The organism is Mycobacterium marinum (assembly GCF_003391395.1).
Lineage (GTDB): Bacteria > Actinomycetota > Actinomycetes > Mycobacteriales > Mycobacteriaceae > Mycobacterium > Mycobacterium marinum.
In genome coordinates, this window is record NZ_CP024190.1 from 1272622 (window position 1) to 1296921 (window position 24300).

Genomic DNA, 24300 nt, shown 5'->3' on the forward strand with positions numbered 1-24300 from the left:
TCTGGGACAATCGAGTCGATGACTACCACCCCGATATCTCTGACGCCCGGGGTCCTCGCCGAGGCGGTGGTGGACCTGGGTGCTATCGCCCACAACGTGCGGCTGCTGCGCGAACGTGCCGGCAGCGCACAAGTCATGGCGGTCGTCAAGGCCGACGGCTATGGTCACGGCGCGACCGCGGTCGCCCGCACCGCGCTGGCAGCCGGTGCGGTCGAACTCGGAGTCGCGTCGGTGGACGAGGCGCTGACGTTGCGCGCGGACGGCATCACCGCCCCGGTGCTGGCCTGGTTGCACGCACCCGGCATGGATTTCGGGCCCGCGCTGGCCGCCGACGTCCAGATCGCCATTTCTTCGATCCGCCAACTCGACGAAGTGCTCGATGCCGCGCGCCGGACCGGAACGACGGCGACCGTCACGGTCAAGATCGACACCGGCCTCAACCGCAACGGCGTGGCGCCGGCGCTCTACCCGGAGATGGTCACCAGGCTGCGCCAGGCCGTCGCCGAAGACGCGATTCGGCTACGCGGGCTGATGACGCACATGGTGCACGCGGACGCACCGGAAAAACCGATCAACGACATCCAGTCCCAGCGGTTCAAGCAGATGCTCGACCACGCCCGCGACCAGGGAGTGCGATTCGAGGTGGCGCACCTGTCGAACTCCTCGGCAACCATGGCTCGTCCCGATCTGACGCTGGATCTGGTGCGGCCCGGCATCGCGGTGTACGGGCTGAGCCCGGTGCCCAGGTTGGGCGACATGGGACTGGTTCCGGCGATGACCGTGAAATGCGCAGTCGCGCTGGTGAAATCGGTGGACGCGGGCGAAGGCGTGTCGTACGGACACACCTGGATTGCGCCCCACGACACGAATGTGGCGCTGTTGCCGATCGGCTACGCCGACGGGGTTTTCCGGTCGCTGGGCGGGCGCCTGGAGGTCTTGATCAACGGCAAACGCCGGCCGGGCGTCGGCCGGGTCTGCATGGACCAGTTCCTCGTCGATCTGGGTCCCGGACCGCTCGATGTGGCCGAAGGTGACGAGGCGATTCTGTTCGGGCCGGGTACCCGCGGTGAACCCACCGCGCAGGACTGGGCCGATCTGGTCGGCACCATCCACTACGAGGTGGTCACCAGCCCGCGCGGGCGCATCACCAGGGTCTACCGCGAGGCCGAAACCGTTGAGCGCTGAGGAAACTCGCCGGCGCCAGCGAGCCTGGCTTGCCGGAGGTGCCGGGCTGACCGCGGTCGCCACCATCGTCGGCGCCTCGGCCCGGCGCTCGTTGGCCGAACGCGGCTCGGTCTGCGACGACCCCTACGCGGGTGAGGATTTCGAGCGGCTGGACAGCGATCGCGCCCGGGTGGTGACCACACCGGACGGCGTGCCGCTGGCCGTGCGCGAGGCGGGGCCGGTGGACGCCCCGCTGACCATGGTGTTCGCCCACGGCTTCTGCCTGCGCATGGGTGCCTTCCACTTTCAGCGCATGCGGCTCGGCGAACAATGGGGCTCGCGGGTGCGGATGGTCTTCTATGACCAGCGCGGGCACGGCCAGTCCGGCGAAGCCGATCCGCAGACCTACACACTGACCCAACTCGGACAAGACCTGGAAACGGTGCTGCAAGCGACCGCACCGCGCGGGCCGATAGTGCTGGTCGGGCATTCGATGGGTGGCATGACGGTGTTGTCGCACGCCCGTCAGTTCCCGCAGCGTTACGGCCGGCGGATTGTGGGTGCCGCCGTCATCTCTTCGGCGGCCGAAGGGGTGACCCGCTCGCCGTTGGGCGAGTTCCTGAAAAACCCGGCGCTCGAGGCGGTCCGGTTCACCGCCCGGTCCGCGCCGAAACTGATGCACCGCGGCCGCACCGCGTCCCGGTCACTGATCGGCCCGATCCTGCGGGCCGCGTCCTACAGTGACCTGGAGGTGAGCCGCAGCCTGGATGCGTTCTCGCAGCAGATGATGAACGACACGCCCATCGCCACCCTGGTGGGTTTCCTGCACGCGCTGGAAGTGCACGACGAAACCGCCGGGCTGTGGACGCTGCTGCGGATCCCGACCTTGATTGCCTGTGGTGATCACGACCTGATGACCCCCGACGAATACTCTCGAAAGATGGCGGCCTCGTTGCCACAATCCGAACTGGTCATCGTGGGCGGGGCCAGTCATCTGGCCCTGTTGGACAAGCCCGACGCCATCAACGAAGGGCTGGTCCGGCTCGTCGACCGCGCCCTTCCGGGCAAGTTGACGCTGCGGTACCGCCGGGTCGGCGAGCGGTTGCGGGATCGGTGGCGCCGCCATGGCTGAGCAGCACGATTCGGGCACGGCAATGCTGGAACGCGTGGCGGACACCGTGGCGCTGGGAACCCGGCTGGGCGAGCAGCTGCGCGCCGGTGACGTGGTGGTGCTCTCGGGCCCATTGGGTGCTGGAAAAACGGTGTTGGCCAAGGGCATTGCCGCGGCGATGGACGTCGATGGCCCGGTCACCTCGCCGACCTACGTGTTGGCGCGGGTGCATCCGGCGCGTGGGCCGGGCCGCCCGGCGATGATTCACGTTGATGTCTATCGGCTGTTGGATCACGGGAGCGCCGACCTGCTCGGTGAGCTCGATTCGCTGGATCTGGACACCGATCTGACGGACTCGGTCGTGGTGGTGGAGTGGGGGGAGGGCCTGGCCGAGCGACTCTCCGAACGCCATCTCGACATTCGGCTGGAGCGGGTCAGTCACTCCGACGTGCGGATCGCGACCTGGGCGTGGGCCGGCCGATGACCATCATTCTCGCTTTGGATACTTCTACCCCCGCGGTGACCGCGGGGGTAGTGCAGCTGACGGGGTCCGAGTGCGTCGCGTTGGCCGAGCGGGTCACCGTCGACGCCCGGGCGCACGCCGAACGGCTGACCCCCAACGTGCTGGCGGCGCTGGCCGGTGCGGCGCTGACGATGGCCGACCTGAATGCGGTGGTCGTGGGCTGCGGTCCCGGCCCATTCACCGGGCTGCGGGCCGGAATGGCTACCGGCGCCGCCTACGGGCATGCGCTGGACATCCCGGTGTATGGGGTGTGCAGCCTCGACGCCATCGGTGGACTCACCACCGGTGACACGCTGGTGGTCACCGACGCCCGTCGCCGCGAGGTCTACTGGGCGCGCTACCGCGATGGAGTGCGCACTCACGGCCCGGCGGTCAACGCCCCGGGCGACGTCGATCCCGGCACCGCGCACGCGGTAGCGGGATCACCGGAGCACGCCGGGTTGTTCGACCTGCCCCGGTGCGAGCCCAGCTACCCCACCGTGGCGGGCCTGGCCGCCGCGGTGAACTGGGCGCAGGGCCCGGCGCCCCTGGTGCCGTTGTATTTGCGCCGGCCCGATGCCAAGCCGCTGGCGGCGCGCCCATGACCGCCGATCTCGGGCCCGTCACCATCGGCGCGCTGACCCGCGCCGATGCCCGGCGCTGCGCCGAGCTGGAGGCGCAACTTTTCGATGGTGACGACCCGTGGCCGGAGGTGGCCTTCGAGCGCGAGCTGGCCAGCGGGCGCAATCACTACGTGGGCGCCCGGTGCGCGGACAACCTGGTCGGCTATGCCGGTGTCTCGCGGCTGGGCCGTGTTGCGCCCTTCGAATACGAGATACACACCATCGGCGTCGACCCGGCCTATCAGGGGCGGGGCATCGGCCGTCGGCTGCTTGACGAACTGTTGGCCTTCGCCGACGGCGGCGTGGTTTTCCTCGAGGTCCGCACCGACAATGAGCCGGCGATAGCGCTGTATCGCAGCGTTGGTTTCGAGCAGGTCGGACTGCGCCGGCGCTACTACCGGGTCAGCGGTGCCGACGCATACACGATGCGCAGGGATCCAGGGGGTGCGCGGTAGATGCCGGGGAAAGTCATCTTGGCCATCGAGACCTCCTGCGATGAGACCGGCGTCGGTATCACGCGGCTGGAGGCCGACGGCACCTTGACCTTGTTGGCCGACGAGGTGGCCTCCAGCGTCGATGAGCATGTGCGGTTCGGCGGCGTGGTCCCCGAGATCGCCTCGCGGGCGCATCTGGAAGCCCTGGGCCCGGCGATGCGCCGTGCGCTCACGACGGCAGGCATCGCGCGGCCCGACGTCGTCGCCACCACCATCGGGCCGGGGCTGGCGGGTGCGCTGCTGGTGGGGGCGGCCGCGGCCAAGGCGTATGCGGCCGCCTGGGGAGTGCCGTTCTACGCCGTCAACCATCTGGGCGGACACCTGGCCGCCGACGTGTGCGAACACGGACCGCTGCCCGAGTGTGTGGCGTTGTTGGTCTCCGGCGGGCACACCCACTTGCTGCACGTGCGTTCGTTGGGCGAACCGATAGTCGAGCTGGGCGCCACCGTCGACGACGCCGCGGGCGAGGCCTACGACAAGGTGGCGCGGCTGCTGGGGCTGGGCTATCCGGGCGGCAAGGTGCTCGACGACCTGGCGCGCTCCGGCGACCCCGACGCCATCGTGTTTCCGCGGGGCATGACCGGGCCGTCCGACGATCCATGCGCGTTCAGCTTCTCCGGTCTCAAGACCGCCGTGGCGCGCTACGTGGAGGCCCATCCAGATTTTCGGCCGGCCGATGTCGCGGCCGGTTTCCAGGAAGCCGTGGCCGACGTGCTGACTCGTAAGGCGGTGCGCGCGGCCACCGGCCTGGGGGTATCGACCCTGCTGATCGCCGGGGGTGTGGCGGCCAACTCGCGATTGCGCGAGTTGGCAACCCAACGTTGTAGCGAGGCCGGCCTGACGCTGCGTATCCCCAGGCCGCGGCTGTGCACCGACAACGGCGCCATGATCGCCGCGTTCGCCGCGCATTTGGTGGCCGCGAAGGCGGCTCCCTCGCCGCTGGATGTGCCCAGCGACCCCGGCTTGCCGGTGGTCAAGGGCCAGGTCGGCTGATCCCGGTGCGGCCGCGGCGGCGGTGCGGAATACGCCGTGGGCGAACCGACACGCGAGAAGCACCGGGGCGCCCTTGAGTGCTAGCACTCTCATGTATAGAGTGCTAGGTGGCAGTCGGACGACCCCTGCGCCGGCACCCGCGACGACGACGCGAGGGCACGGACGGATGCCGAATCACCTGATAATTCGGACGGTTCGGGGCGCGCCCCGGACCGGCCGAAAACTCCGGTCCGGGCGAATAGTCCCGGATCCGAATCAAGATAATCCGGGGCGACAGCACCGGATCCGATCGAATTAGTGGAGGGCTCCAATCGTGGCGAAGGTGAACATCAAGCCACTCGAGGACAAGATTCTCGTGCAGGCCAACGAGGCCGAGACCACGACCGCGTCCGGTCTGGTCATTCCTGACACCGCCAAGGAGAAGCCCCAGGAGGGCACCGTCGTCGCAGTCGGCCCCGGCCGCTGGGACGAGGACGGCGAGAAGCGGATCCCGCTGGACGTGGCAGAGGGTGACACCGTCATCTACAGCAAGTACGGCGGCACCGAGATCAAGTACGGCGGCGAGGAGTACCTGATCCTGTCGGCGCGCGACGTGCTGGCTGTCGTTTCCAAGTAACCCCGTGTACCGCCCCGGCGATCCCCGTGTTCAAGCGCGGGTGATTTCCGGGGCGGCATGCGTTAGCGGACTAGCTGGGCATAAGGAGCCTGATGAGCAAGCTGATTGAGTACGACGAAACTGCGCGCCGCGCCATGGAGGCGGGCGTGGACAAGCTCGCCGACACGGTACGGGTGACGCTGGGCCCGCGTGGTCGGCATGTGGTGCTGGCCAAGTCGTTCGGTGGCCCCACCGTCACCAACGACGGCGTCACCGTGGCCCGTGACATCGACCTGGAAGACCCGTTCGAGAACCTGGGCGCTCAGCTGGTGAAGTCGGTGGCCACCAAGACCAACGATGTCGCCGGCGACGGCACCACCACCGCGACGGTGCTGGCCCAGGCGCTGGTCAAGACCGGCCTGCGGTTGGTCGCCGCCGGAATCAACCCGATCGCGCTGGGTTCGGGAATCGGCAAGGCCGCCGACGCGGTGTCGGAGGCCCTGCTTGCCTCGGCCACGCCGGTGTCGGGCAAGGACGCCATCGCGCAGGTCGCCACGGTCTCCTCGCGCGACCAGCTGATCGGTGATCTGGTCGGCGAGGCGATGAGCAAGGTCGGCCACGACGGTGTGGTTAGTGTCGAAGAATCCTCGACGCTGGGCACCGAGCTGGAGTTCACCGAGGGTGTCGGTTTCGACAAGGGATACCTCTCGGCCTACTTCGTCACCGACTTCGACGCTCAGCAGGCCGTTCTCGAAGACCCGCTGATCCTGCTGCACCAGGACAAGATCAGCTCGCTGCCCGACCTGCTGCCGTTGCTGGAGAAGGTCGCCGAATCGGGCAAGCCGTTGATGATCATCGCCGAGGACATCGAGGGCGAGGCGTTGGCGACCCTGGTCGTGAACTCCATTCGCAAGACGCTGAAGGCGATCGCGGTCAAGTCGCCCTACTTCGGCGACCGGCGCAAGGCCTTCCTGCAGGACCTGGCCGCGGTGACCGGCGCTGAGGTGGTCAACCCCGACGCCGGCCTGGTGCTGCGGGAGGTGGGGCTGGAGGTGATGGGCTCGGCGCGGCGCGTCGTGGTCAGCAAGGACGACACCATCATCGTCGACGGCGGCGGTGCCCCGGAAGCGGTCGAGGCGCGGGTGAATCTGCTGCGCTCCGAGATCGACAGAAGTGACTCCGAGTGGGACCGCGAGAAGCTGGGCGAGCGGCTGGCCAAGCTGGCCGGCGGCGTGGCCGTCATCAAGGTTGGTGCCGCCACCGAGACCGAGCTCAAGAAGCGCAAGGAAAGCGTCGAGGACGCGGTCGCGGCGGCCAAGGCTGCCGTCGAGGAGGGCATCGTGGCCGGGGGCGGGTCCGCCCTGATCCAGGCTCGCAACGCGCTCAAGGACTTGCGTGCGTCGTTGTCGGGCGATGAGGCGGTCGGCGTGGACGTGTTCTCCGAGGCACTGGCCGCGCCGCTGTACTGGATTGCCACCAACGCCGGTCTGGACGGTTCGGTCGTGGTCAACAAGGTCAGCGAGCTTCCGGCCGGACACGGTCTGAACGCGGCCACCCTGACCTACGGCGACTTGGCTGCCGACGGCATCGTCGACCCGGTCAAGGTGACCCGCTCGGCAGTGCTCAACGCGTCATCGGTGGCACGTATGGTGCTGACCACCGAGACGGCGATTGTCGACAAGCCGGCCGAGCCAGAAGACGATGGCCACGGCCATCACGGCCACGCGCACTAGCCGCAGGCATCCGAAACACCCCCGGTCCTTCGCGGCCGGGGGTGTTTTCGTGTCTGAGGCTGAAGGGGCGCTCACGTGAGATTGCCTCGGGCACGCGAGACTTAATCCCTTGCGAGCATCTACGGCGTGTTGTCGCGGAGGTTTAAGTGTCGCGGGCTGGCTGAACCGCGGCTAACCGGCCATGCACAAAACAGTCAAATCTAGGTGCTCGATGGTGCAGGAGTGTGCGCCCGCGGGCTACCGTGAGTGAGTGCTGTGGCAAGGTCCGTCCCCGCGGGTGGGTGAGCTGATCCGGCAGGGGGCGAAAGCCGTACTGGACGGTTCTCAGCAATGGTTGGACGAGTACGACCGGGTGACCATGGCGGCCAACCCCGCCATTGCCGATGATCCCGTCCTGGCCGAGGCGACCCGCCGCAGCATCCGCTCCAGCCTGATTCACTGGGCCGCGGCCAACGTGAGCAACCCCGGTGCTCCGGTCGCGCCCAATCTCGGCCCCGAGCCGCTAAGCATTGCCCGCGACATGGTGCGCCGCGGCCTGGACCCGTTCACGTTTCGGATCGCGCAAACGGTGGGCTGGCGGTTGTGGATGGGCGTCGCCTTTGGGTTAACCAGCGATCCCGACGAACTGCGCGAGCTGTTCGAGGTGACCTACCGGTCGATCAGCGAGTTCGTCGAGGCCACCTCTGCCGGCATCGCCGCCCAGATGCAGCGCGAACGCGACGAACTGGCTCGCGGCACACACGCCGAACGACGCGAAGTCACCGCTTTGATCCTCGACGGTGCGCCGATCAGCCGCCAGCGCGCCGAGGTTCGATTGGGATACGCGCTCAACCGCACACATACCGCCGCCGTCATCTGGAGTGACGAGCCCGATGGCGACCTGAATCGGCTCGACCGGGTCGTCGACGCCTTCGGCCGTGCCGCCGGGTTCGCGCGGCCGCTGACCGTGATCGCCGGCGCGGCCACCCGTTGGGTGTGGGTGGCCAATGCGGCCAACACCACCCTTGACGTCGAGCAGGTTGAGCAGGCGGTCCGAGACGTTCCCGGAGCGCGAATCGCCATCGGCGCCGCCGCGACGGGAATCGAGGGCTTCCGGCGCAGCCATCTGGAGGCGCTAACCACCCAGCGGATGGTGGCCGGGCTGAATTCTCGCCAGCGAGTCGCGTTGTTTGCCGATATCCAGTTGATCGCCTTGATTGCACAAAACCCCGAAGCCACAAATGATTTCATCAAGAACACGCTCGGGGATTTCGAGTCGGCCGGTGCTGAGCTGCACAAGACGGTGCTGACCTTCGTCAATGAGCAGTGCAGCATCGGGCGCACCACCAAGGTGCTCTACACGCATCGCAACACCCTGCTGCGCCGACTCGACCGCGCTCAGCAACTGTTGCCTCGGCCTTTGGACCACAGCAGCGTGCATGTTGCCGTCGCCCTCGAAGCGCTGCAGTGGCGCGGCAATCCGCCCGCCTAGGCGATTCTGGTTTCGGGGGAGGGGGAGCCGGGACGACTAGCGTCGTCCCATCCCACCCATTCCGTCCATTCCGCCGATCCCGCCCATCCCGGCGTGCCCGCCGGCGGCGGTGGGTCCTGCGATTCCGCCGGGCCACCCCGGGGTTCCGGGCGCGCCAACTTGGGGCCCATACGGTCCATACGGTTCGCCGGGGGCGGGAGGTCCACCAGGTCCTCCGGGGCCACCCCATCCACCGGGTCCGTACACGCCGCCCGGGGTGCCTGGCGGCGGCGGCCCATTTTGGGCAGGCGCCGTGGTTGCGGGCACCGGGCTGATCACGCATTGTTGCGCCACGTTGTCCCAGGTCCACCCCGACATGCAGTTGTGGTCATCGGCCCGGCTGATCGCCGGTGCGCCGAGTCCGATCACCGGCGCCGCAGCGAATGCGAACGCGCATGCGGCGATCGCGGCGCCGCGTCGTTGAAAGTTCCTCATCGGGGTTCTCTTTCTGTCGCTATCTGGTCCGACCGGGTTCCGTCGCCCGGTGAAGTGCTTGATGCTCTCCATGATCAACGGCCCAGCGCCGCCTACCAAGGTGCAAAAACGACCAAATTGCGGGTATGGGTGGTGCAGAAGTGTGCGCGGCGGTGCACGGTGATGTCGGCTGATGTCGGCGGCTGCCGCCGGGTTATGCGCGTGCGTTGACGGCCGCCTGCCGCGATCTCGTCGAACCGAGGCGGGTGCGGGCTCTTAGCTACCCGGAACCGGGATCAGGACTTGATGGCCAGCTTGCTGAGGCTGAACAGGCCCGAGTTGGCGGTGCCCCAGTTGAAGAAGCCAGAGTTGAAGCCACTGACCTGACCCAGCGCGAAGGGGCCGATGGCCTCCGAGTAGCCGGTGTTGAAGAAGCCCGAACTGACGCCAACCTCGAATGCCGTTCCGACCGCGGTGTTTCCAAAGCCCGAGACGCCGTGACCATAGCTGCTCTCGTCTGCCGCGTTTCCGAATCCTGAGACGCCGTAACCGGTGTTGAAGAATCCCGAGCTATCCGTTGCGGTGAGGCCGACCTCGCCGGCGTCGGTGGCGTTACCGATGCCGGTGTTGACATTGCCCGCGTTCAGGAATCCGGTGTTGATGTGGCCCGAGTTGCCGATGCCCGTGTTGACCTCGCCCGAGTTCAAGAAGCCCGTGTTGAGGTTGTTCCCGTTGAATCCGCCGGTATTGATTGAGCCCGCGTTGCCGAAGCCGGTGTTGAGCAAGCCGCTGTTGCCGAAGCCGGCGTTTCCGCTGCCCGCGTTCCCGAACCCGAGGTTGCCGGTGCCGGAGTTGCCGACGCCAAAGCTGTTGAGCTGGCCCGGGAACACCGAATTGGTGCCCGAGCTGAAGGCGCCGATGTTGCCGTCGCCGGAGTTGAAGAAGCCGATGTTGTTACTGCCCGAGTTACCAATTCCGATGTTGCCGCTACCCGTGTTCAGGCCGTCGAAGTGGAACTGGCCGGCCGCCGTGTCGTAATACGCGCCCCCGACACCGACCAAATTGTTGCCATTGAGTCCGAACCCGATGTTGCCAATACCGGTATTGCCGCCGCCGATATTGCCGTCTCCGGTGTTGCCGAGGCCGAAGTTGCCGTTGCCGGTATTACCGATACCGATGTTGTTCTCGCCCGGCGTCACGTGGAAGGTGAACAGGTTGGGATTGGAGAGGTCTGCGGGGCCGGCGTTGCCGAAGCCGAAGTTACCGGTCCCGTTATTGCCGAAGCCAAAGTTGAAGTTGCCGATGTTTCCGGCGCCGAGGTTGTTGTTGCCGTTGTTTCCGCCGCCGATGTTGTAGTTCCCCGACTGCGGGGGCACCAGTGCGCTGTTTCCCTCGCCGCTGTTGCCGACGCCGATGTTGCCGATCCCGGTGTTGCCGCTACCGAGGTTCGCATTGCCCTTGTTGCCCAGCCCCAGGTTCGGCAGGCTCTGCAGTATCTGCTGCAACCCGCTCGGCAGGCTTGCCGCCGCGGATGACGCCCCGCCGTGGTAGCCGACCATCGCGGCGACATCCTGGGCCCACATCTGCTCGTACTGGCCCTCGGCGGCCATGATTGCGGGCGCATTGAGCCCGAACAAGTTGGTTCGAATCAGCTGGACGAACACGTTGCGGTTGGCCAGCACCTCCAGCGGATGAATCATCGCGGCGCGCGCGACCTCAAACGCTCCGGCCACGGCCTTGGCCTGGGAGGCTGCCCCCGCGGCTTGGGTTGACGCCGCGCTCAAGAACTGCGCGTACGGGGTGGCCACGGCGTTCATCGCCGCCGAGGCCGCGCCCTGCCACGCGTCGCTGACTAAGCCCGAGGTCACCGATGAGAACGATGATGCCGCCGTGCCGAGCTCGGAGGCCAGGCCCTCCCAGGCCGCGGCCGCATCAAGCATCGGGGCCGATCCGGCACCGGAGAACATCAAGGATGAATTGATCTCCGGCGGCAACATTGCAAAGTTCGTCATGGTAGACCCCTACCTGTAGCGTTTGCTGCTCTGGAAGCGACTGTGTCGCCGTGCAATCGAGCAATTCGCCACGAATGCTACGACGTTGTCTTCTTCGATATTGGCCTTTTGGCCAGAATTCCGATCAAGGTTGATCGGTCGATCTGGCACGTCAATTATGTTGAGCGCGCGCCCACGGGCGAGCAAATGGCACCCCTTGATGCGACGCCCACCTGAGGCTTCGCGGGGCGCCGGCCGGGTCGGCCCGGCCTTCGAGCGCTTCCGCGGATTTCCGGGTAACCCCTCGCGCCACAACATGACTCGTCGAGAGAGGGTGCTCCAGCCGGTCGCCGGGCAAGGGTGCGCAACAAGGTGAGTTTGCGCGGCCGCGCCGGCGGGTTGTGCAGGGTGGGTGACGAAGTTCGTCCCGATACCGGCCAGGGTTGTCGTCCAAGTCGGCGCCGGAGATGCGCCTCCGTATGGGTCCCGCCGGCTAGACACCGCCAAGTTCGAAGATCTGCTCGCGGTGCAATGCGTGGGGTCGCAGTCCGGCGCCCGGGTCAATCCGATCATCGCGCCAGCTGACTGAGGCTGAATAAACCCGACACGGCGATGCCGGTGTTGAAAATGCCCGAGTTGAAGCCGCTGAGCACACCGCTGGCAAAGGGGCCTATGGGGTCGGTGAGACCGGTATTGAAAAAGCCCGAGCTGACTCCGGTATAGCTGGAGCCCCCCGCGGCAGTGTTGAAGAAGCCCGACATGTCGCCGCTGCGGAAACCGCCGGTGGCCGTGTTTCCGAAGCCCGAGATTCCGACCTCGCCGGTGTTGCCGAACCCTGAGGTAGCCAGGCCGCTATCGGTGGTGGCCCCGACGCCGGTGTTCACGTCGCCCGAATTCCAAAAGCCGGTGTTCTCGTGGCCGGAGTTCCCAAAGCCGGTGTTTGTCTTGCCCGAGTTCAAAAAGCCCGTGTTGAGGTTGTTCCCATTAAACGCGCCGGTATCAATCGAGCCGGCGTTCCCGACCCCGGTGTTCAGCAGGCCGGAGTTTCCGGCGCCGAAGTTTCCCGCGCCCGCGTTCCCGACGCCGAAGTTGCCGATGCCGGAGTTCCCGACGCCAAAGCTGTTGAGGTGACCCGGCAGAACGCTGTTGGTGCCCGAGCTGAAGGCGCCGATGTTGCCGTCGCCGGAGTTGAAGAAGCCGATGTTGTTGTTGCCCGAATTCCCGATGCCGATGTTGCCGCTGCCCGTGTTCAGGCCGTCGAAATGGAACTGGCCGGCGGCCGTGTCGTAGTAGGCACCGCCGACGCCGACCAAATTGCTGCCCAGCAGGCCGAGCCCGATGTTGTTATTGCCGTAGTTGCCGCCGCCAATGTTGCCGTCGCCGAGGTTGCCCAGGCCGAAGTTGTTGTTGCCGGTGTTGCCCATGCCGACGTTGTTGTTGCCCGGCGCCGGTTGCAGGGCGAACGGGTTTAGTCTCGACAGGTTGGCCGGGCCGCCGTTGCCGAAGCCGATGTTCCCGTCGCCCTTGTTGCCGAAGCCGAAGTTGAAGTTGCCGTAGTTTCCGGCGCCGAGGTTGTTGTTGCCGTTGTTTCCGCCGCCGATGTTGTAGTTGCCCGCGATTCCAGGTGTGATCGGGGTGTTTCCCACACCGCTGTTTCCGGTGCCGATGTTTGCGGTGCCGATGTTTCCGTTGCCGATGTTTGCGTTGCCGATGTTTCCGATACCCAGGTTGGGCAGGGTTTTCAGCAGCTGCTGCAGACCGCCGGGCAACGCGGCTGCCGCTGACGACACCCCGGCGTGGTAGCCGGCCATCGTGGCCACGTCCTGGGCCCACATCTGCTCGTAGTGGCCCTCGGTGGCCATGATGGCCGGTGCGTTGAGCCCCAGCCAATTTGACTGAACCAACTTGAGGAACGCGCTGCGGTTGGCCGCCACGGCCAACGGATGGACCATCGCCGCGCGCGCGTCCTCGAACACACCGGCCACCGCCTTGGCCTGGGTGGCCGCCGCGGCGGCTCGGGTCGAGGCCGCGCCCAACAATTTCGCATAGGAGCTGGCCGCGGCCGTCATCGCCGCGCTGGCTGCGCCTTGCCAGGCATCTCCGGCCAATCCGGAGGTCACCGACGAAAATGACGATGCCGCCACACCCAGCTCCGAGGCCATGCTGTCCCAGGCGGTCGCGGCGTTGAGCATCGGTGCCGAACCCGCACCGGTGAACATCCGCAAGGAATTGACCTCGGGTGGCAACATCGCAAAGCTCGTCATGGTCGGCCCCTGCCCGTATCGTTTGCTGCTCCGGCGGCGACCAGGCCGCCGTGGAATCGCAATCCGCCAGGAATGCTAGGACCGCCACCGCGATGTCAGCTCGGATTTTCGTCTTTGCGCCAGGCCGGACCCAGGTTGGCGGCCAGCTCTAATGAGAGTTGTGGGTGGACGGTTTCCCCGAGTGTCGGTGGCGTCTCGGGGCGAGGTTGTCTGCCAGGTAATGCCTTGTGTCACAACATGGTCGGCCTTGACCGCTGGACAGATGAAGTAACCGATGTTGCGCGTGTTGTTCAAGGCCGCAGTAGGATGACGGCAATCAAGAGGGGGTCTACGTGACCGGTGACGCCGATGCCATCTACACCAACGGTGACATCGTCACAGTTGACGATGAGCAGCCAACAGCCGAAGCGGTCGCGGTCAAGGATGGGCGCATCGTTGCGGTCGGGGCCCACGACGATGTGGTCCGCGAACATCTGGGGCCGCACACACGGCGCGTCGATCTTGCCGGAAATACCTTGCTACCGGGATTCATCGACCCGCACAGCCACTACATCAATGCACTGACGGTGGCCAACCAGGTCAACGTGTTCGCACCGCCAGCCGGCCCGGCGGCAGATGTCGAGGCGATTGTCGCGGAGCTCAAGAAGTTCCGGGACGCGCGCGACATTGCCGACGGCGAGATCATCATGGCCTACGGATATGACGAGACGGTCATGCCCGATGGGCGCACGCTGCATCGCGAAGACCTCGACGCGGTCTTCCCGAACAACCCGGTGCTGGTCGGGCACGTATCCCTGCACGGGGCCGTGCTCAACTCCGCGGCGATGCAAAAGTTTGGCATCTCGGCGGACACCGAAACGCCGCCGGGCGGGGTGATCGTGCGCAAGGAAGGTTCCACCGAACCCGACGGCCTGATCATGGAAACCGCGTTCCTGCCGATTTTCGCTTCGCTGCCCAAGCCCACGCCGGAGCAAGAGGTGCAATGGAGCATTGCCGGTCAACTGCTGTACGCGGCGGTCGGTATCACCACCGCGCACGAGGGATTGACCCACGCGGCCGACGTTGCCTTGCTGCGGCGGGCGGCCGCCGGTGGCGCCGACCTCATTGACGTCATCGCGTACCCGTTCATCCTCGAACTCGACGAGGTACTGCCGGAAAATCCGGCCGACACATTCGGGACGTACCACAACCGGCTCAAGCTCGGCGGCGTGAAAATCACTCTCGACGGCTCGCCGCAGGGCCGAACCGCGTTCTTCACCACCCCCTACCTGGCCGATGGGCCCGGCGGCGAAAAGAACTGGTCCGGCGAGCTGCCCTTCTCACAGGAGACCGTCAACGGGTGGTTCAAACGGGTTTACGACCTCGGTTTGCCGCTGAACATCCACGCCAACGGAGATGGGGCGATTGACGTCCTGCTGGCCGCGCATGAGTACGCGGCCGCCGATGACCCCACCAAAGACCGCCACACCACGGTGATTCATTCCCAGTTCGTGCGGCGGGATCAGCTCGCGAAGTATGTCGAGTACAACCTGATTCCCTCACTGTTCACCGAGCACGCGTTCTACTTCGGCGACACCCACGTGCGGCTGCGCGGCAAGGAGCAGGCCCATTTCCTCAGCCCGATGCGGGCCGCCATCGATATGGGGCTACGTCCGACCAACCACACCGACTTCAACGTCACGCCCCTGGACCAGATGTTCGTGTTGTGGACGGCGGTCAATCGCGTCTCGCGCGGTGGGGAAGTCATTGGGGCGGATCAGCGCGTAACAGCGCTCGAGGCGCTGAAGGCGATCACCATCAACGCCGCATATCAGTACTCCGAGGAGCAGTCCAAGGGTTCGATCACGGTGGGCAAGCTCGCCGATCTGGTGATCGTGGACAACAATCCACTGACCGTGGATCCGATGAAGTTAAAGGACATCGCGGTCCTCGAGACCATCAAAGAGGGGCGCACGATCTATCGCGAGCCCGTGACGCAGTCGTCGTAGGCCCAGGCCGCGATAGCGGGCCGACCCGGGGGAGAACCGGGACGATCAGGCAGTGCGGCGGATCCCCCGAGTGCGTCCGATGCCGCCCTTGAGCAGCAGGTCACGCTCGGACTCGGACAAACCGCCCCAAACGCCGTAGGGCTCACCCACATCGAGTGCGTGGGAGCGGCACTCTTCGATCACCGGGCAGCGCCGGCACATCTCTTTGGCGCGCTGTTCGCGTTGCATGCGGGCCCGGCCGCGCTCGCCGTCGGGGTGGAAGAACATCGATGAGTCGACACCGCGGCATAGGCCCTGCAACTGCCAGTTCCAGATGTCGGCGTTGGGCCCGGGTAGCTGCTCTGGCTGTGGCATTGCTGATTCCCTCTCTGCACGGCACACCCGAGGTTTTAGGTTCGCGACTCGCGAGTTGTGCACTGACTTTTCAGAGGCGTCAACGATGACTACCCGAACAAAGGTAAACGCTAGGGGCGTTGCCGAATTTCCGTCAATAGCCACCGTTGACCGTGAAATACCTGGGCGTTGGATGAGAATTAACTCCGCGTTCATCTGCCTCGCATTTGTGGAAGACAAAGCGTGCTAGGAAGACGACCTAGATATCCCGATTTCCCCAGGTCGCTGGCCTACTGTGAGCTACCTGTAATTATTCTGAAGATAGCTGTGAGTAATACTGCCGTAACATGGAAAGCACAAACTTTTTACCATTGGCGTCGAGTCGATGGTCGAATATCACAGTCTTGTTCGGCACTCGAGGCGTACCGCGTGCCGTTACCATATTCGCTCGAGCGCTTGTCATCCAGGTGAGTCGTGTTGCGCAGGTCACGGACGCCGCCGGTCGCCCCGGGTGCCGGCATTGTTGGGGCGCCAACACCTCCGATAACTTCAGGGATCAATGGGCGCATGTGTGGGGCCCGGCATCACCGAGAGCGACGACCGAAACTTCGCGGTTGTTGCGTCGGCGATCGAGTCAACGCTCGACGATGCCGCGTTCGGAAGTAGGCCAGACCGCTGGCCGCTGCCTGCGGCGATCACGCCGCGTCAGCTGTGGCTGCGTGCCGTCGCCGCCGGCGGCCAGGGCCGCTACGGCAGTGCGTATAGCGATCTGGCGCTGCTGCGGCGCCGGGTGCCGGCCGATCGCTGGTCCTCGCTGGCGCACAGCACGCACGCGTCATTTCTGCGCCAGCTGGGGTGGCACACGCGGGCGCGCCGTTGGGACGGTCGTGCCCTAGCGCTGGCCCGTGCCGATCCCGAGGCCGCAACCGATGCGCTGGTGGGCCTTGCTGCCGACGCGCTGGGTGTCGGCCGCTTCGCCGCATCGGCGGCGCTACTGAGTCGTGCCGACACCGTCGTCGCCGCCGCGCAATTGCCGCCCCAGGTGGCCCACCGGCTGGCGGTGCGCCGCTGCTGGGTCGGGGCGGAGCTGGCCATGTTCTCCGGCGACGGCCGTACCGCGGTGGGCCTTGCCGAGCGGGGGGTCGAGCTGGCCCGCGCCAGCGGCGGTGCGTCGGCCAGGCACCGGGTCAAAAGTGATGTGGTGCTGGCGGCGGCTTTATGCAGCGCCGGCGTCATCGACAAAGCGCGCGTGATCGGCGAGGCGGCCCTCGACGATGCCGGACGGCTGGGGCTGATCCCGCTGCGCTGGGCGCTGGCTTGCTTGCTGATCGATACCGAAAGCGTCACGCTTCCGGTAAGTCAGTTGCGCGAGATTCGCGATATCTGCGCAGATCAGGTGTGGCGCGCCGGTGGAACCTGGCGTCCCGCTTGAATTGCTGTTTGACCGTTATTGTCAATCCGTTAGCTAGCCCCGTTAGTTAGCCCGGGATGTGTCCGGTTCGTAACGTTGGAGATATCGCCGTCGATGACAATTGAAGGGGAACGTCTCGACGCTGTGGTTGCGGAGGCCGTGGCAGGAGACCGGAACGCGCTTCGGGAGGTGCTGGAGACCATTCGTCCGATCGTTGTGCGGTATTGCCGAGCTCGCGTCGGCACGGTCGAGCGCAGTGGCCTCTCAGCAGATGATGTGGCACAGGAGGTCTGTTTGGCCACCATTACGGCGTTGCCGCGCTATCGGGACCGAGGGCGCCCCTTCTTGGCCTTTCTATACGGCATCGCGGCACACAAGGTCGCCGACGCGCATCGCGCCGCCGGGCGCGATCTTGCCTACCCGGCCGAATCGGTTCCAGAGCGCCGATCCGCCGATGCCGGTCCCGAGCAACTCGCCATCGAGGCCGATTCGGTCACCCGGATGAACGAATTGCTCGAGATACTGCCGGCCAAACAGCGTGAAATTCTGATTTTGCGCGTGGTTGTCGGTCTGTCCGCCGAGGAAACCGCGGCCGCTGTGGGTAGCACCACCGGGGCGGTCCGGGTGGCCCAGCACCGCGCACTTCAACGACTCAAGGACGAAATCGTCGCGGCGGGTGATTATGCCTGAATCTGGATTTGCTCTCGGCGACCAGCCGGGGTTGGACGAGGTGGCTCGCACCGATCTGCTTCTCGATGCGCTCGCCGGCCGCGAACGGTTCAGCCTCAACGATCCCGACGATGACGCGCTGGCCGCCCTGATGGGCGAATGGCGCGACGACCTGCGCTGGCCGCCGGCCAGCGCGCTGGTGTCGCAGAATGAGGCCGTTGATGCGCTGATCCTGGGGCTTTCCGAACGCCGCCGGTCGCGCCGCGCCTGGGCAGCGATCGGCTCGGTTGCGGCGACATTGCTGGCATTGAGCGGGCTTGGCGCCGTGGTGGCCGACGCCCGTCCCGGCGACCTGCTCTATGGCCTGCACGCGATGCTGTTCAACGAGCCGCGGGTCACTGAAGACCAGATCATGTTGTCCGCCAAGGCCGATCTCGCCAAGGCCGAGCAGATGATCGCGCAGGGGCAATGGGACCAAGCCGAGAGCCAGCTGGCCGAGGTCAGCAGCACCCTGCAGACCGTCAACGACGGCAGCCGCCGACAGTACCTGCTAAACGAGCTGAATCAGCTCAACACCAAGGTCGAAAAGCGCGATCCGAATGCGACTCTGCCAGCTGGCGGGCCGCCACAGTCCGGGCCCACCGGGGTGCTCGCACCGCAGGTTCCTCCGGGCAACTCGCTGATACCCCTGGCTCCGGAAACGGTGTCGCCCGTGCCGCCGAACGAATCGGGCGCGCCGGAATCGGCACCGGCGCCCAGTGCGTCGCCAACCACGACGGGGGCCAAGCCGTCGGCATCGGTACCGCCCGCGGGCGCGACCGCGACCAGTCCAGCACCCACGTCGGTCCCAACGCCGCCCGTTTCGGCGGTTGTCCCAGGCGAGACGCCCGCCGACACGTCTGTGGTGGCGCCAGGCTCGCCGGCAACCGCCAGCGCTGCGGCACCTGGGCCGGCTAAGTCGGCAGCACCCGGCGACGCGACCAACCCGGGAAGTCCGGTGGTTCAAACGTCCGGACAGCCAGAACCGGCGGAACCCGCACCAGCAGGCCCAGTTTCCTGACGGGCTGGCGGGGGCGCTCAGTAGCGGATACGGCTCGCTTCCAGCCGTTGCAACACTCGCTCAGTGGCGGTGGTGGAACCCGTCCGCGTCGGATGTCGCTTCGTTGAGCGAGGCATCGGCGTAACCGCGGCAGTAATCCCAGGTGACGTAAGCATCCGGCTCGGGGTCGTAGGCCGGCTCGTGTGGGCGGACGGTGCCGTCGATCAACAACTGCAGCAGGTTCGCGCGCAGCATGTCCCAGTCGTGATAGTGATCCTGTTGACACTCGTCGCAGCACACCACGAGTCCGCGGATTCCCTTGTGGGCCAACAACGCCTCGTAAACCGCGAGATCGGCCAAATCGGCCTCCACCGCCATCCGCTCTTGCTGATCCAGCGGCTGGCCGGGTTCTACGGCTTCCAGGGCTGCCGACGGATCGCAGGGGTCGTCGGCAAAGGGATCGGGCGGCAAACCCGGCGGGAGGTGGTCGCGCACCCCCCTAGCCTACGCAGGCAGGCAGCCATCGCGCCAGAAATTGCGTGGGCGCGCCTTGCGGTCTGTTTCGGACTCGCGCCACACCCCAAGCTGCGGCTCGGTCACAGTCTGGGAGCCGATAGGATGGGTCTTTCACTCCACCATGCGTATGGAGGCCCCACCGATGTCCCGTGGCATGTCCCACTTGGAAGACAGCTCCGACCTGGTCGACAGCCCCTACATGCGCGATGCCCGTGTTGGGGACCTGTCCGGCGACTCGGTGTCCACCGGCGGCGACGATCCGCACAAGGTGGCGATGCTCGGGCTGACTTTCGACGACGTCTTGCTACTGCCGGCCGCCTCGGACGTGGTGCCCAGCACCGCTGACACGTCCAGTCAGCTCACCAAGAAGATCCGGCTCAAGGTGCCGCTGGTCAGCTCGGCGATGGACACCGTCACCGAGTCCCGGATGGCGATCGCGATGGCCCGGGCCGGCGGCATGGGGGTGCTGCACCGCAACCTGCCGGTGGCCGAGCAGGCCAGCCAGGTCGAGACGGTCAAGCGCTCGGAGGCGGGGATGGTCACCGATCCGGTGACCTGCCGGCCGGACAACACCCTGGCCCAGGTAGACGCGTTGTGTGCCCGGTTCCGCATTTCTGGCCTGCCGGTGGTCGACGACGCGGGTGCGCTGGTGGGCATCATCACCAACCGGGACATGCGCTTCGAGGTCGACCAGTCCAAGCAAGTCGCCGAGGTGATGACCAAGGCCCCGCTGATCACCGCGCAGGAGGGGGTCAGTGCGTCGGCGGCCCTGGGCCTGTTGCGCCGGCATAAAATCGAGAAACTGCCGGTCGTCGACGGAAGCGGCCGGTTGACCGGGCTGATCACGGTCAAAGACTTCGTCAAGACCGAGCAACATCCGCTGGCCACCAAGGACAGCGACGGCCGGCTGCTGGTGGGCGCGGCCGTCGGTGTCGGGGGCGACGCCTGGGTCCGCGCCATGATGCTGGTGGACGCCGGGGTCGACGTGCTGATCGTTGACACCGCGCACGCCCACAACAGGCTGGTGCTCGACATGGTCAGCAAACTCAAACTCGAAGTCGGTGAGCGGGTCGAAGTGGTCGGCGGCAATGTGGCCACCAGGTCGGCGGCCGCGGCCCTGGTCGACGCCGGCGCCGACGCGGTCAAGGTTGGCGTGGGCCCGGGGTCGATCTGCACCACCCGGGTGGTGGCCGGTGTCGGCGCCCCGCAAATCACCGCGATCCTGGAAGCGGTCGCGGTGTGCCGGCGGGCGGGCATCCCGGTGATCGCCGACGGTGGGCTTCAGTACTCCGGTGACATCGCCAAGGCGCTGGCCGCCGGTGCATCGACGGCCATGCTGGGGTCACTGCTGGCCGGTACCGCCGAGGCGCCCGGTGAACTGATTTTCGTCAACGGCAAGCAATACAAGAGCTATCGCGGCATGGGTTCCCTCGGTGCCATGCAGGGCCGGGGCGGGGCGAAGTCCTACTCCAAGGACCGCTACTTCGCCGACGATGCCTTGAGCGAGGACAAGTTGGTACCCGAGGGAATCGAGGGCCGGGTGCCGTTCCGCGGCCCGCTGGCCTCGGTGATCCACCAGTTGACCGGCGGTTTGCGCGCCGCGATGGGCTACACGGGCTCGCCCACCATCGAGGTGCTGCAACAGGCGCAGTTTGTCCGCATCACGCCCGCTGGCCTCAAAGAGAGCCATCCGCACGACGTCGCCATGACCGTCGAAGCGCCCAACTACTACGCACGCTGACGGCAGATGATGGTTGAAATCGGCATGGGCCGCACTGCCCGTCGCACCTATGAACTCAGCGAGATCAGCATCGTCCCGTCGCGCCGGACGCGCTCGTCCAAGGACGTCTCCACGGCCTGGCAGCTCGACGCATACCGGTTCGAAATTCCGGTGGTGGCCCACCCGACCGACGCCCTGGTGTCCCCGGAGTTCGCCATCGAGCTCGGCCGCCTGGGCGGGCTGGCGGTGCTCAACGGGGAAGGTCTGATCGGTCGGCATGCCGACGTCGCGGCCAAGATCACCCAGCTCGTCGAGGCCGCCAGCAAGGAACCCGAGCCGACGGCGGCGATCCGGCTGCTGCAGGAGCTGCACGCGGCACCGCTGGACCCCGGACTGCTGGGTGCGGCGGTGGCACGGATTCGCGAAGCCGGTGTGACCACCGCGGTGCGGGTCAGCCCGCAGAACGCTCAGGCGCTCACGCCGGTGCTGGTGCAGGCCGGTATCGACCTGCTGGTCATCCAGGGCACCATCGTCTCGGCCGAGCATGTTTCCAGCGATGGCGAACCGCTGAACCTGAAGACCTTCATTTCCGAGCTCGACATCCCGGTGGTCGCCGGTGGCGTCCTGGACCACCGCACGGCCCTGCACCTGATGCGCACCGGGGCCGCCGGGGTCATCGTCGGGTATGGGTCCACCGAGGGGATGACCAGCAGCGACGAGGTGCTCGGTATCAGTGTGCCGATGGCCACCGCGATCGCCGACGCCGCCGCCGCACGGCGCGAATACCTCGATGAGACCGGCGGCCGCTACGTGCACGTGCTCGCCGATGGCGACATCCACACCTCCGGCGAGCTGGCCAAGGCAATCGCCTGTGGCGCCGATGCGGTGGTGCTGGGTACGCCGCTGGCGGAGTCCGCCGAGGCGCTCGGCGAGGGCTGGTTCTGGCCGGCCGCCGCCGCGCACCCGTCATTGCCGCGCGGGGCATTGCTGCAGATCGCAATGGGCGAGCGGCCGTCGCTGGAGCGGGTCCTCAATGGGCCGTCCGACGACCCGTTCGGCACCCTCAACCTGGTCGGCGGGTTGCGTCGATCGATGGCCAAGGCCGGTTACTGCGATCTCAAAGAGTTCCAGAAGGTCGGTTTGGCAGTCGGCGGCTGACGCCACCCACACCGGCTGGAGCGCCCGGACGCACTCGCCGATCGGTCTCGTCGCCGACGGTCCGCGCAAACCGCCAACATTGGGTTGGTATCCGAGTATGGTCCGCAGTTAGCGCAATGGGCTGCGGCTAGCAAACAAGCCCGTGCGTCGGGTACCGGTGGTGCCCAGCGAACGGGTCGGGCTCGACGGCTCGGTTCCGGGAAGGGACTGCTGAAATGAACTTTCCGATGTTGCCCCCCGAGATCAATTCGGCGCGGATGTTTGCTGGTGCCGGGTCGGGGCCGATGTTGAGCGCGGCCATGGCCTGGGATGGGCTGGCGGTCGAGTTGGGATCGGCCGCCGAATCGTTTGGCTCGGTGACGTCGGGGTTGGTGGGTTCGTCGTGGCAAGGGGCGGCGGCAGCGGCGATGTCGGCCGCCGCCGCGCCCTATGTGAGCTGGCTCAATGCTGCGGCGGTGCGGGCTGGCGCGGCAGCGCTTCAGGCCAAAGAGGTGGTCGGCGCGTTTGAGGCCGCGCGGGCGGCCATGATCCACCCGTCGGCGGTTGCGGCGAATCGAAATGCGCTGGTGCAGCTGGTGCTGACGAACTTGTTCGGGCAGAACGCCCCGGCGATCGCGGCGGCCGAGGGCAGCTATGAGCAGATGTGGGCCGCCGACGTCGCCGCGATGCTGGGTTATCACGGCGGGGCATCCGCCGCGGCGTCGGGATTGGCGTCGTGGCAGCAGGCGCTGCAGGGGCTGGCCGGCCCGGCCGCGTCGGTCATCCCGGGCTTGAGCATTGGCAACACCGGCGTGGGAAACCTGAGCATCGGCAACATCGGCGACTTCAACCTGGGCGGTGGAAACACCGGCAACCTCAATCTGGGCGGCGGAAACACCGGAAATGCCAACCTGGGTAGCGGGAACAACGGCTTCTTCAACCTGGGTAGCGGTAACACCGGCAACACCAATTTCGGCAACGGTAACCGCGGGAATCTGAACTGGGGCAGCGGAAATCTAGGCAACGCAAACGTGGGCTTCGGAAACTTTCTCGGCCAGGGAAACTTCGGCTTCGGAAACCGCGTCGGCGATGCCAACCTGGGCAGCGGCAACCTTGGCAACGCCAACTTCGGCAACGGAAATCTTGGTGACACCAACCTGGGTAGCGGGAACAACGGCTTTTCCAACGTGGGCTTTGGCAACCTCGGCAGCAACAATCTGGGCTTCGGGAACAACGGCGACAACAACATCGGCTTCGGCCTGACCGGAAACAACCAGGTGGGCATCAACCTCGCCGGACTCAACGGCGGCATCGGAAACATCGGTTTGGGCAACTCCGGTGACAACAACGTGGGGTTCTTCAACTCGGGCAGCAACAACGTGGGTTTCTTCAACTCCGGGGATGGGAACTTCGGTTTCGCGAACGCGGGTGACACCAACACGGGCTTTTGGAATGCCGGCCGGGTCAACACCGGCTTCGGTAACGGGGGCAACTTCAACCTCGGGTTTGGTAATGGGGGTGCCGCCAACGTCGGCGTCGGCAACGGCGGTGGCGGCAACCTGGGCTTCGGCAACTCGGGCACCGAGAACACCGGCAGCTTCAACTCCGGCGGCGACAATGGCCCCAACGGCGGAAACACCGGCAGCTTCAATTCCGGCTACGTGAACACCGGCTTTTTCAACTCCGGCTCCACCAATACGGGTCTGTTCAACGCGGGCAGCGTGAACACGGGCATCGGCAGTCCCGATACCCAACCGGGTTCGATCTCGGGTTTCGGTAACACCGGCGCGGGCGTCTCGGGCTTCAATAACTCGGGGGACGCCACCTCGGGCTTTATGAACGTCGCCACAACCTTCGGCTTTACCTCGGGAATCAACAACGTGGGCGACTACCAGGTGGGCCTGTTCAACACGGGCTTTGGCAACGCGGGAATCGCCAACTCGGGCAACACCACCTTCGGCATCGCCAACTCGGGTGCGTTGAGTTCGGGCATCTCGAACTCGGGCACCAACAGCTCGGGCGGTTTCAACACCGGCGATGACCAGTCGGGTTTCTTCAACTAGGCGCGGCCGCACCGGCGTGCGAATAGCGTG

Annotated in this window: 22 protein-coding genes; 17 read left to right on the top strand and 5 right to left on the bottom strand. The window is 66.4% G+C overall.

Going from position 1 to position 24300, the window contains the following annotated elements; genetic code table 11:
• Positions 1 to 18 precede the first annotated feature (18 nt).
• The 9 genes from alr (at position 19) to CCUG20998_RS05420 (ending at position 8686) form a co-directional block, all read left to right on the top strand.
• Positions 19 to 1185, top strand: coding sequence for an alanine racemase (gene alr, locus CCUG20998_RS05380; protein WP_020732001.1), 1167 nt, complete (start codon positions 19 to 21; stop codon positions 1183 to 1185).
• The gene (locus tag CCUG20998_RS05385; RefSeq protein WP_012393007.1) at positions 1175 to 2296 is read left to right on the top strand and encodes an alpha/beta fold hydrolase; all 1122 of its coding nucleotides are present in this window, start codon (positions 1175 to 1177) and stop codon (positions 2294 to 2296) included. Before alr ends, CCUG20998_RS05385 begins: the two co-directional genes overlap by 11 nt.
• Complete coding sequence (gene tsaE / locus CCUG20998_RS05390; protein WP_020732002.1) at positions 2289 to 2759, top strand: tRNA (adenosine(37)-N6)-threonylcarbamoyltransferase complex ATPase subunit type 1 TsaE; 471 nt, start codon at positions 2289 to 2291, stop codon at positions 2757 to 2759. The genes CCUG20998_RS05385 and tsaE overlap by 8 nt, the downstream gene beginning before the upstream one ends.
• Entirely contained in the window at positions 2756 to 3382 is a 627-nt protein-coding gene (gene tsaB / locus CCUG20998_RS05395) for a tRNA (adenosine(37)-N6)-threonylcarbamoyltransferase complex dimerization subunit type 1 TsaB (RefSeq protein WP_036457470.1), read from the top strand. Before tsaE ends, tsaB begins: the two co-directional genes overlap by 4 nt.
• A complete protein-coding gene (rimI, locus tag CCUG20998_RS05400) occupies positions 3379 to 3855 on the top strand; it encodes a ribosomal protein S18-alanine N-acetyltransferase (RefSeq protein WP_011739138.1) in 477 nt (158 codons plus the stop codon). Before tsaB ends, rimI begins: the two co-directional genes overlap by 4 nt.
• Positions 3856 to 4887: a tRNA (adenosine(37)-N6)-threonylcarbamoyltransferase complex transferase subunit TsaD gene (gene tsaD, locus CCUG20998_RS05405; protein ID WP_103653745.1), complete on the top strand. Its 1032-nt coding sequence runs from the start codon at positions 3856 to 3858 to the stop codon at positions 4885 to 4887.
• A gap of 313 nt (positions 4888 to 5200) precedes the next feature.
• The gene (gene groES, locus CCUG20998_RS05410; RefSeq protein WP_011739140.1) at positions 5201 to 5503 is read left to right on the top strand and encodes a co-chaperone GroES; all 303 of its coding nucleotides are present in this window, start codon (positions 5201 to 5203) and stop codon (positions 5501 to 5503) included.
• Between the two features lie 92 nt (positions 5504 to 5595).
• Positions 5596 to 7215 (top strand): chaperonin GroEL, encoded by a 1620-nt coding sequence (groL, locus tag CCUG20998_RS05415; RefSeq protein WP_012393010.1) that lies wholly within the window; start codon positions 5596 to 5598, stop codon positions 7213 to 7215.
• Positions 7216 to 7465: 250 nt separating this feature from the next.
• Positions 7466 to 8686: an Rv1453 family transcriptional regulator gene (locus CCUG20998_RS05420; protein WP_036457325.1), complete on the top strand. Its 1221-nt coding sequence runs from the start codon at positions 7466 to 7468 to the stop codon at positions 8684 to 8686.
• Between the two features lie 36 nt (positions 8687 to 8722).
• On the opposite strand, the gene CCUG20998_RS05425 is transcribed toward CCUG20998_RS05420, so the two are convergent.
• Both CCUG20998_RS05425 and CCUG20998_RS05430 read right to left on the bottom strand, forming a co-directional pair.
• Entirely contained in the window at positions 8723 to 9160 is a 438-nt protein-coding gene (locus CCUG20998_RS05425; protein ID WP_050674670.1) for a hypothetical protein, read from the bottom strand.
• A 275-nt stretch (positions 9161 to 9435) separates the two neighbouring features.
• Positions 9436 to 11151 (bottom strand): PPE family protein, encoded by a 1716-nt coding sequence (locus CCUG20998_RS05430; protein ID WP_020727367.1) that lies wholly within the window; start codon positions 11149 to 11151, stop codon positions 9436 to 9438.
• A gap of 391 nt (positions 11152 to 11542) precedes the next feature.
• Between CCUG20998_RS05430 and CCUG20998_RS27775 the strand changes: the two genes are divergently transcribed.
• Positions 11543 to 11719, top strand: a complete 177-nt coding sequence (locus CCUG20998_RS27775) for a hypothetical protein (protein WP_020732009.1) — start codon at positions 11543 to 11545, stop codon at positions 11717 to 11719.
• Here the strand turns inward: CCUG20998_RS27775 and CCUG20998_RS05435 are convergent.
• The gene (locus tag CCUG20998_RS05435; RefSeq protein ID WP_020732010.1) at positions 11700 to 13394 is read right to left on the bottom strand and encodes a PPE family protein; all 1695 of its coding nucleotides are present in this window, start codon (positions 13392 to 13394) and stop codon (positions 11700 to 11702) included. The genes CCUG20998_RS27775 and CCUG20998_RS05435 overlap by 20 nt on opposite strands.
• A 332-nt stretch (positions 13395 to 13726) precedes the next feature.
• Here CCUG20998_RS05435 and CCUG20998_RS05440 point away from each other — a divergent pair, with 332 nt between their 5' ends.
• Positions 13727 to 15382, top strand: a complete 1656-nt coding sequence (locus CCUG20998_RS05440) for an amidohydrolase (RefSeq protein ID WP_020732011.1) — start codon at positions 13727 to 13729, stop codon at positions 15380 to 15382.
• A gap of 45 nt (positions 15383 to 15427) precedes the next feature.
• Here CCUG20998_RS05440 and whiB3 read toward each other — a convergent pair whose 3' ends face one another.
• Positions 15428 to 15736: a redox-responsive transcriptional regulator WhiB3 gene (gene whiB3 / locus CCUG20998_RS05445; protein WP_012393017.1), complete on the bottom strand. Its 309-nt coding sequence runs from the start codon at positions 15734 to 15736 to the stop codon at positions 15428 to 15430.
• Between the two features lie 550 nt (positions 15737 to 16286).
• Between whiB3 and CCUG20998_RS05450 the strand changes: the two genes are divergently transcribed.
• From CCUG20998_RS05450 to CCUG20998_RS05460, 3 genes are all read left to right on the top strand, one after another.
• Positions 16287 to 17147 carry a hypothetical protein gene (locus CCUG20998_RS05450; RefSeq protein ID WP_020732012.1) on the top strand — a complete coding sequence of 287 codons (861 nt, stop codon included), beginning with the start codon at positions 16287 to 16289 and terminating at the stop codon, positions 17145 to 17147.
• Positions 17148 to 17240: 93 nt separating this feature from the next.
• Complete coding sequence (gene sigD, locus CCUG20998_RS05455) at positions 17241 to 17816, top strand: ECF RNA polymerase sigma factor SigD (protein ID WP_015354741.1); 576 nt, start codon at positions 17241 to 17243, stop codon at positions 17814 to 17816.
• The gene (locus CCUG20998_RS05460; RefSeq protein WP_172607107.1) at positions 17809 to 18855 is read left to right on the top strand and encodes an anti-sigma-D factor RsdA; all 1047 of its coding nucleotides are present in this window, start codon (positions 17809 to 17811) and stop codon (positions 18853 to 18855) included. Before sigD ends, CCUG20998_RS05460 begins: the two co-directional genes overlap by 8 nt.
• A 60-nt stretch (positions 18856 to 18915) precedes the next feature.
• Here CCUG20998_RS05460 and CCUG20998_RS05465 read toward each other — a convergent pair whose 3' ends face one another.
• Positions 18916 to 19329, bottom strand: coding sequence for a DUF5319 domain-containing protein (locus CCUG20998_RS05465; protein ID WP_012393020.1), 414 nt, complete (start codon positions 19327 to 19329; stop codon positions 18916 to 18918).
• Between the two features lie 163 nt (positions 19330 to 19492).
• Between CCUG20998_RS05465 and guaB the strand changes: the two genes are divergently transcribed.
• From guaB to CCUG20998_RS05480, 3 genes are all read left to right on the top strand, one after another.
• Positions 19493 to 21091: an IMP dehydrogenase gene (gene guaB, locus CCUG20998_RS05470; RefSeq protein ID WP_036457474.1), complete on the top strand. Its 1599-nt coding sequence runs from the start codon at positions 19493 to 19495 to the stop codon at positions 21089 to 21091.
• A gap of 9 nt (positions 21092 to 21100) precedes the next feature.
• Positions 21101 to 22228, top strand: coding sequence for a GuaB3 family IMP dehydrogenase-related protein (locus CCUG20998_RS05475; protein ID WP_012393022.1), 1128 nt, complete (start codon positions 21101 to 21103; stop codon positions 22226 to 22228).
• Between the two features lie 215 nt (positions 22229 to 22443).
• The gene (locus tag CCUG20998_RS05480; protein ID WP_020732015.1) at positions 22444 to 24270 is read left to right on the top strand and encodes a PPE family protein; all 1827 of its coding nucleotides are present in this window, start codon (positions 22444 to 22446) and stop codon (positions 24268 to 24270) included.
• Positions 24271 to 24300: the final 30 nt, after the last annotated feature.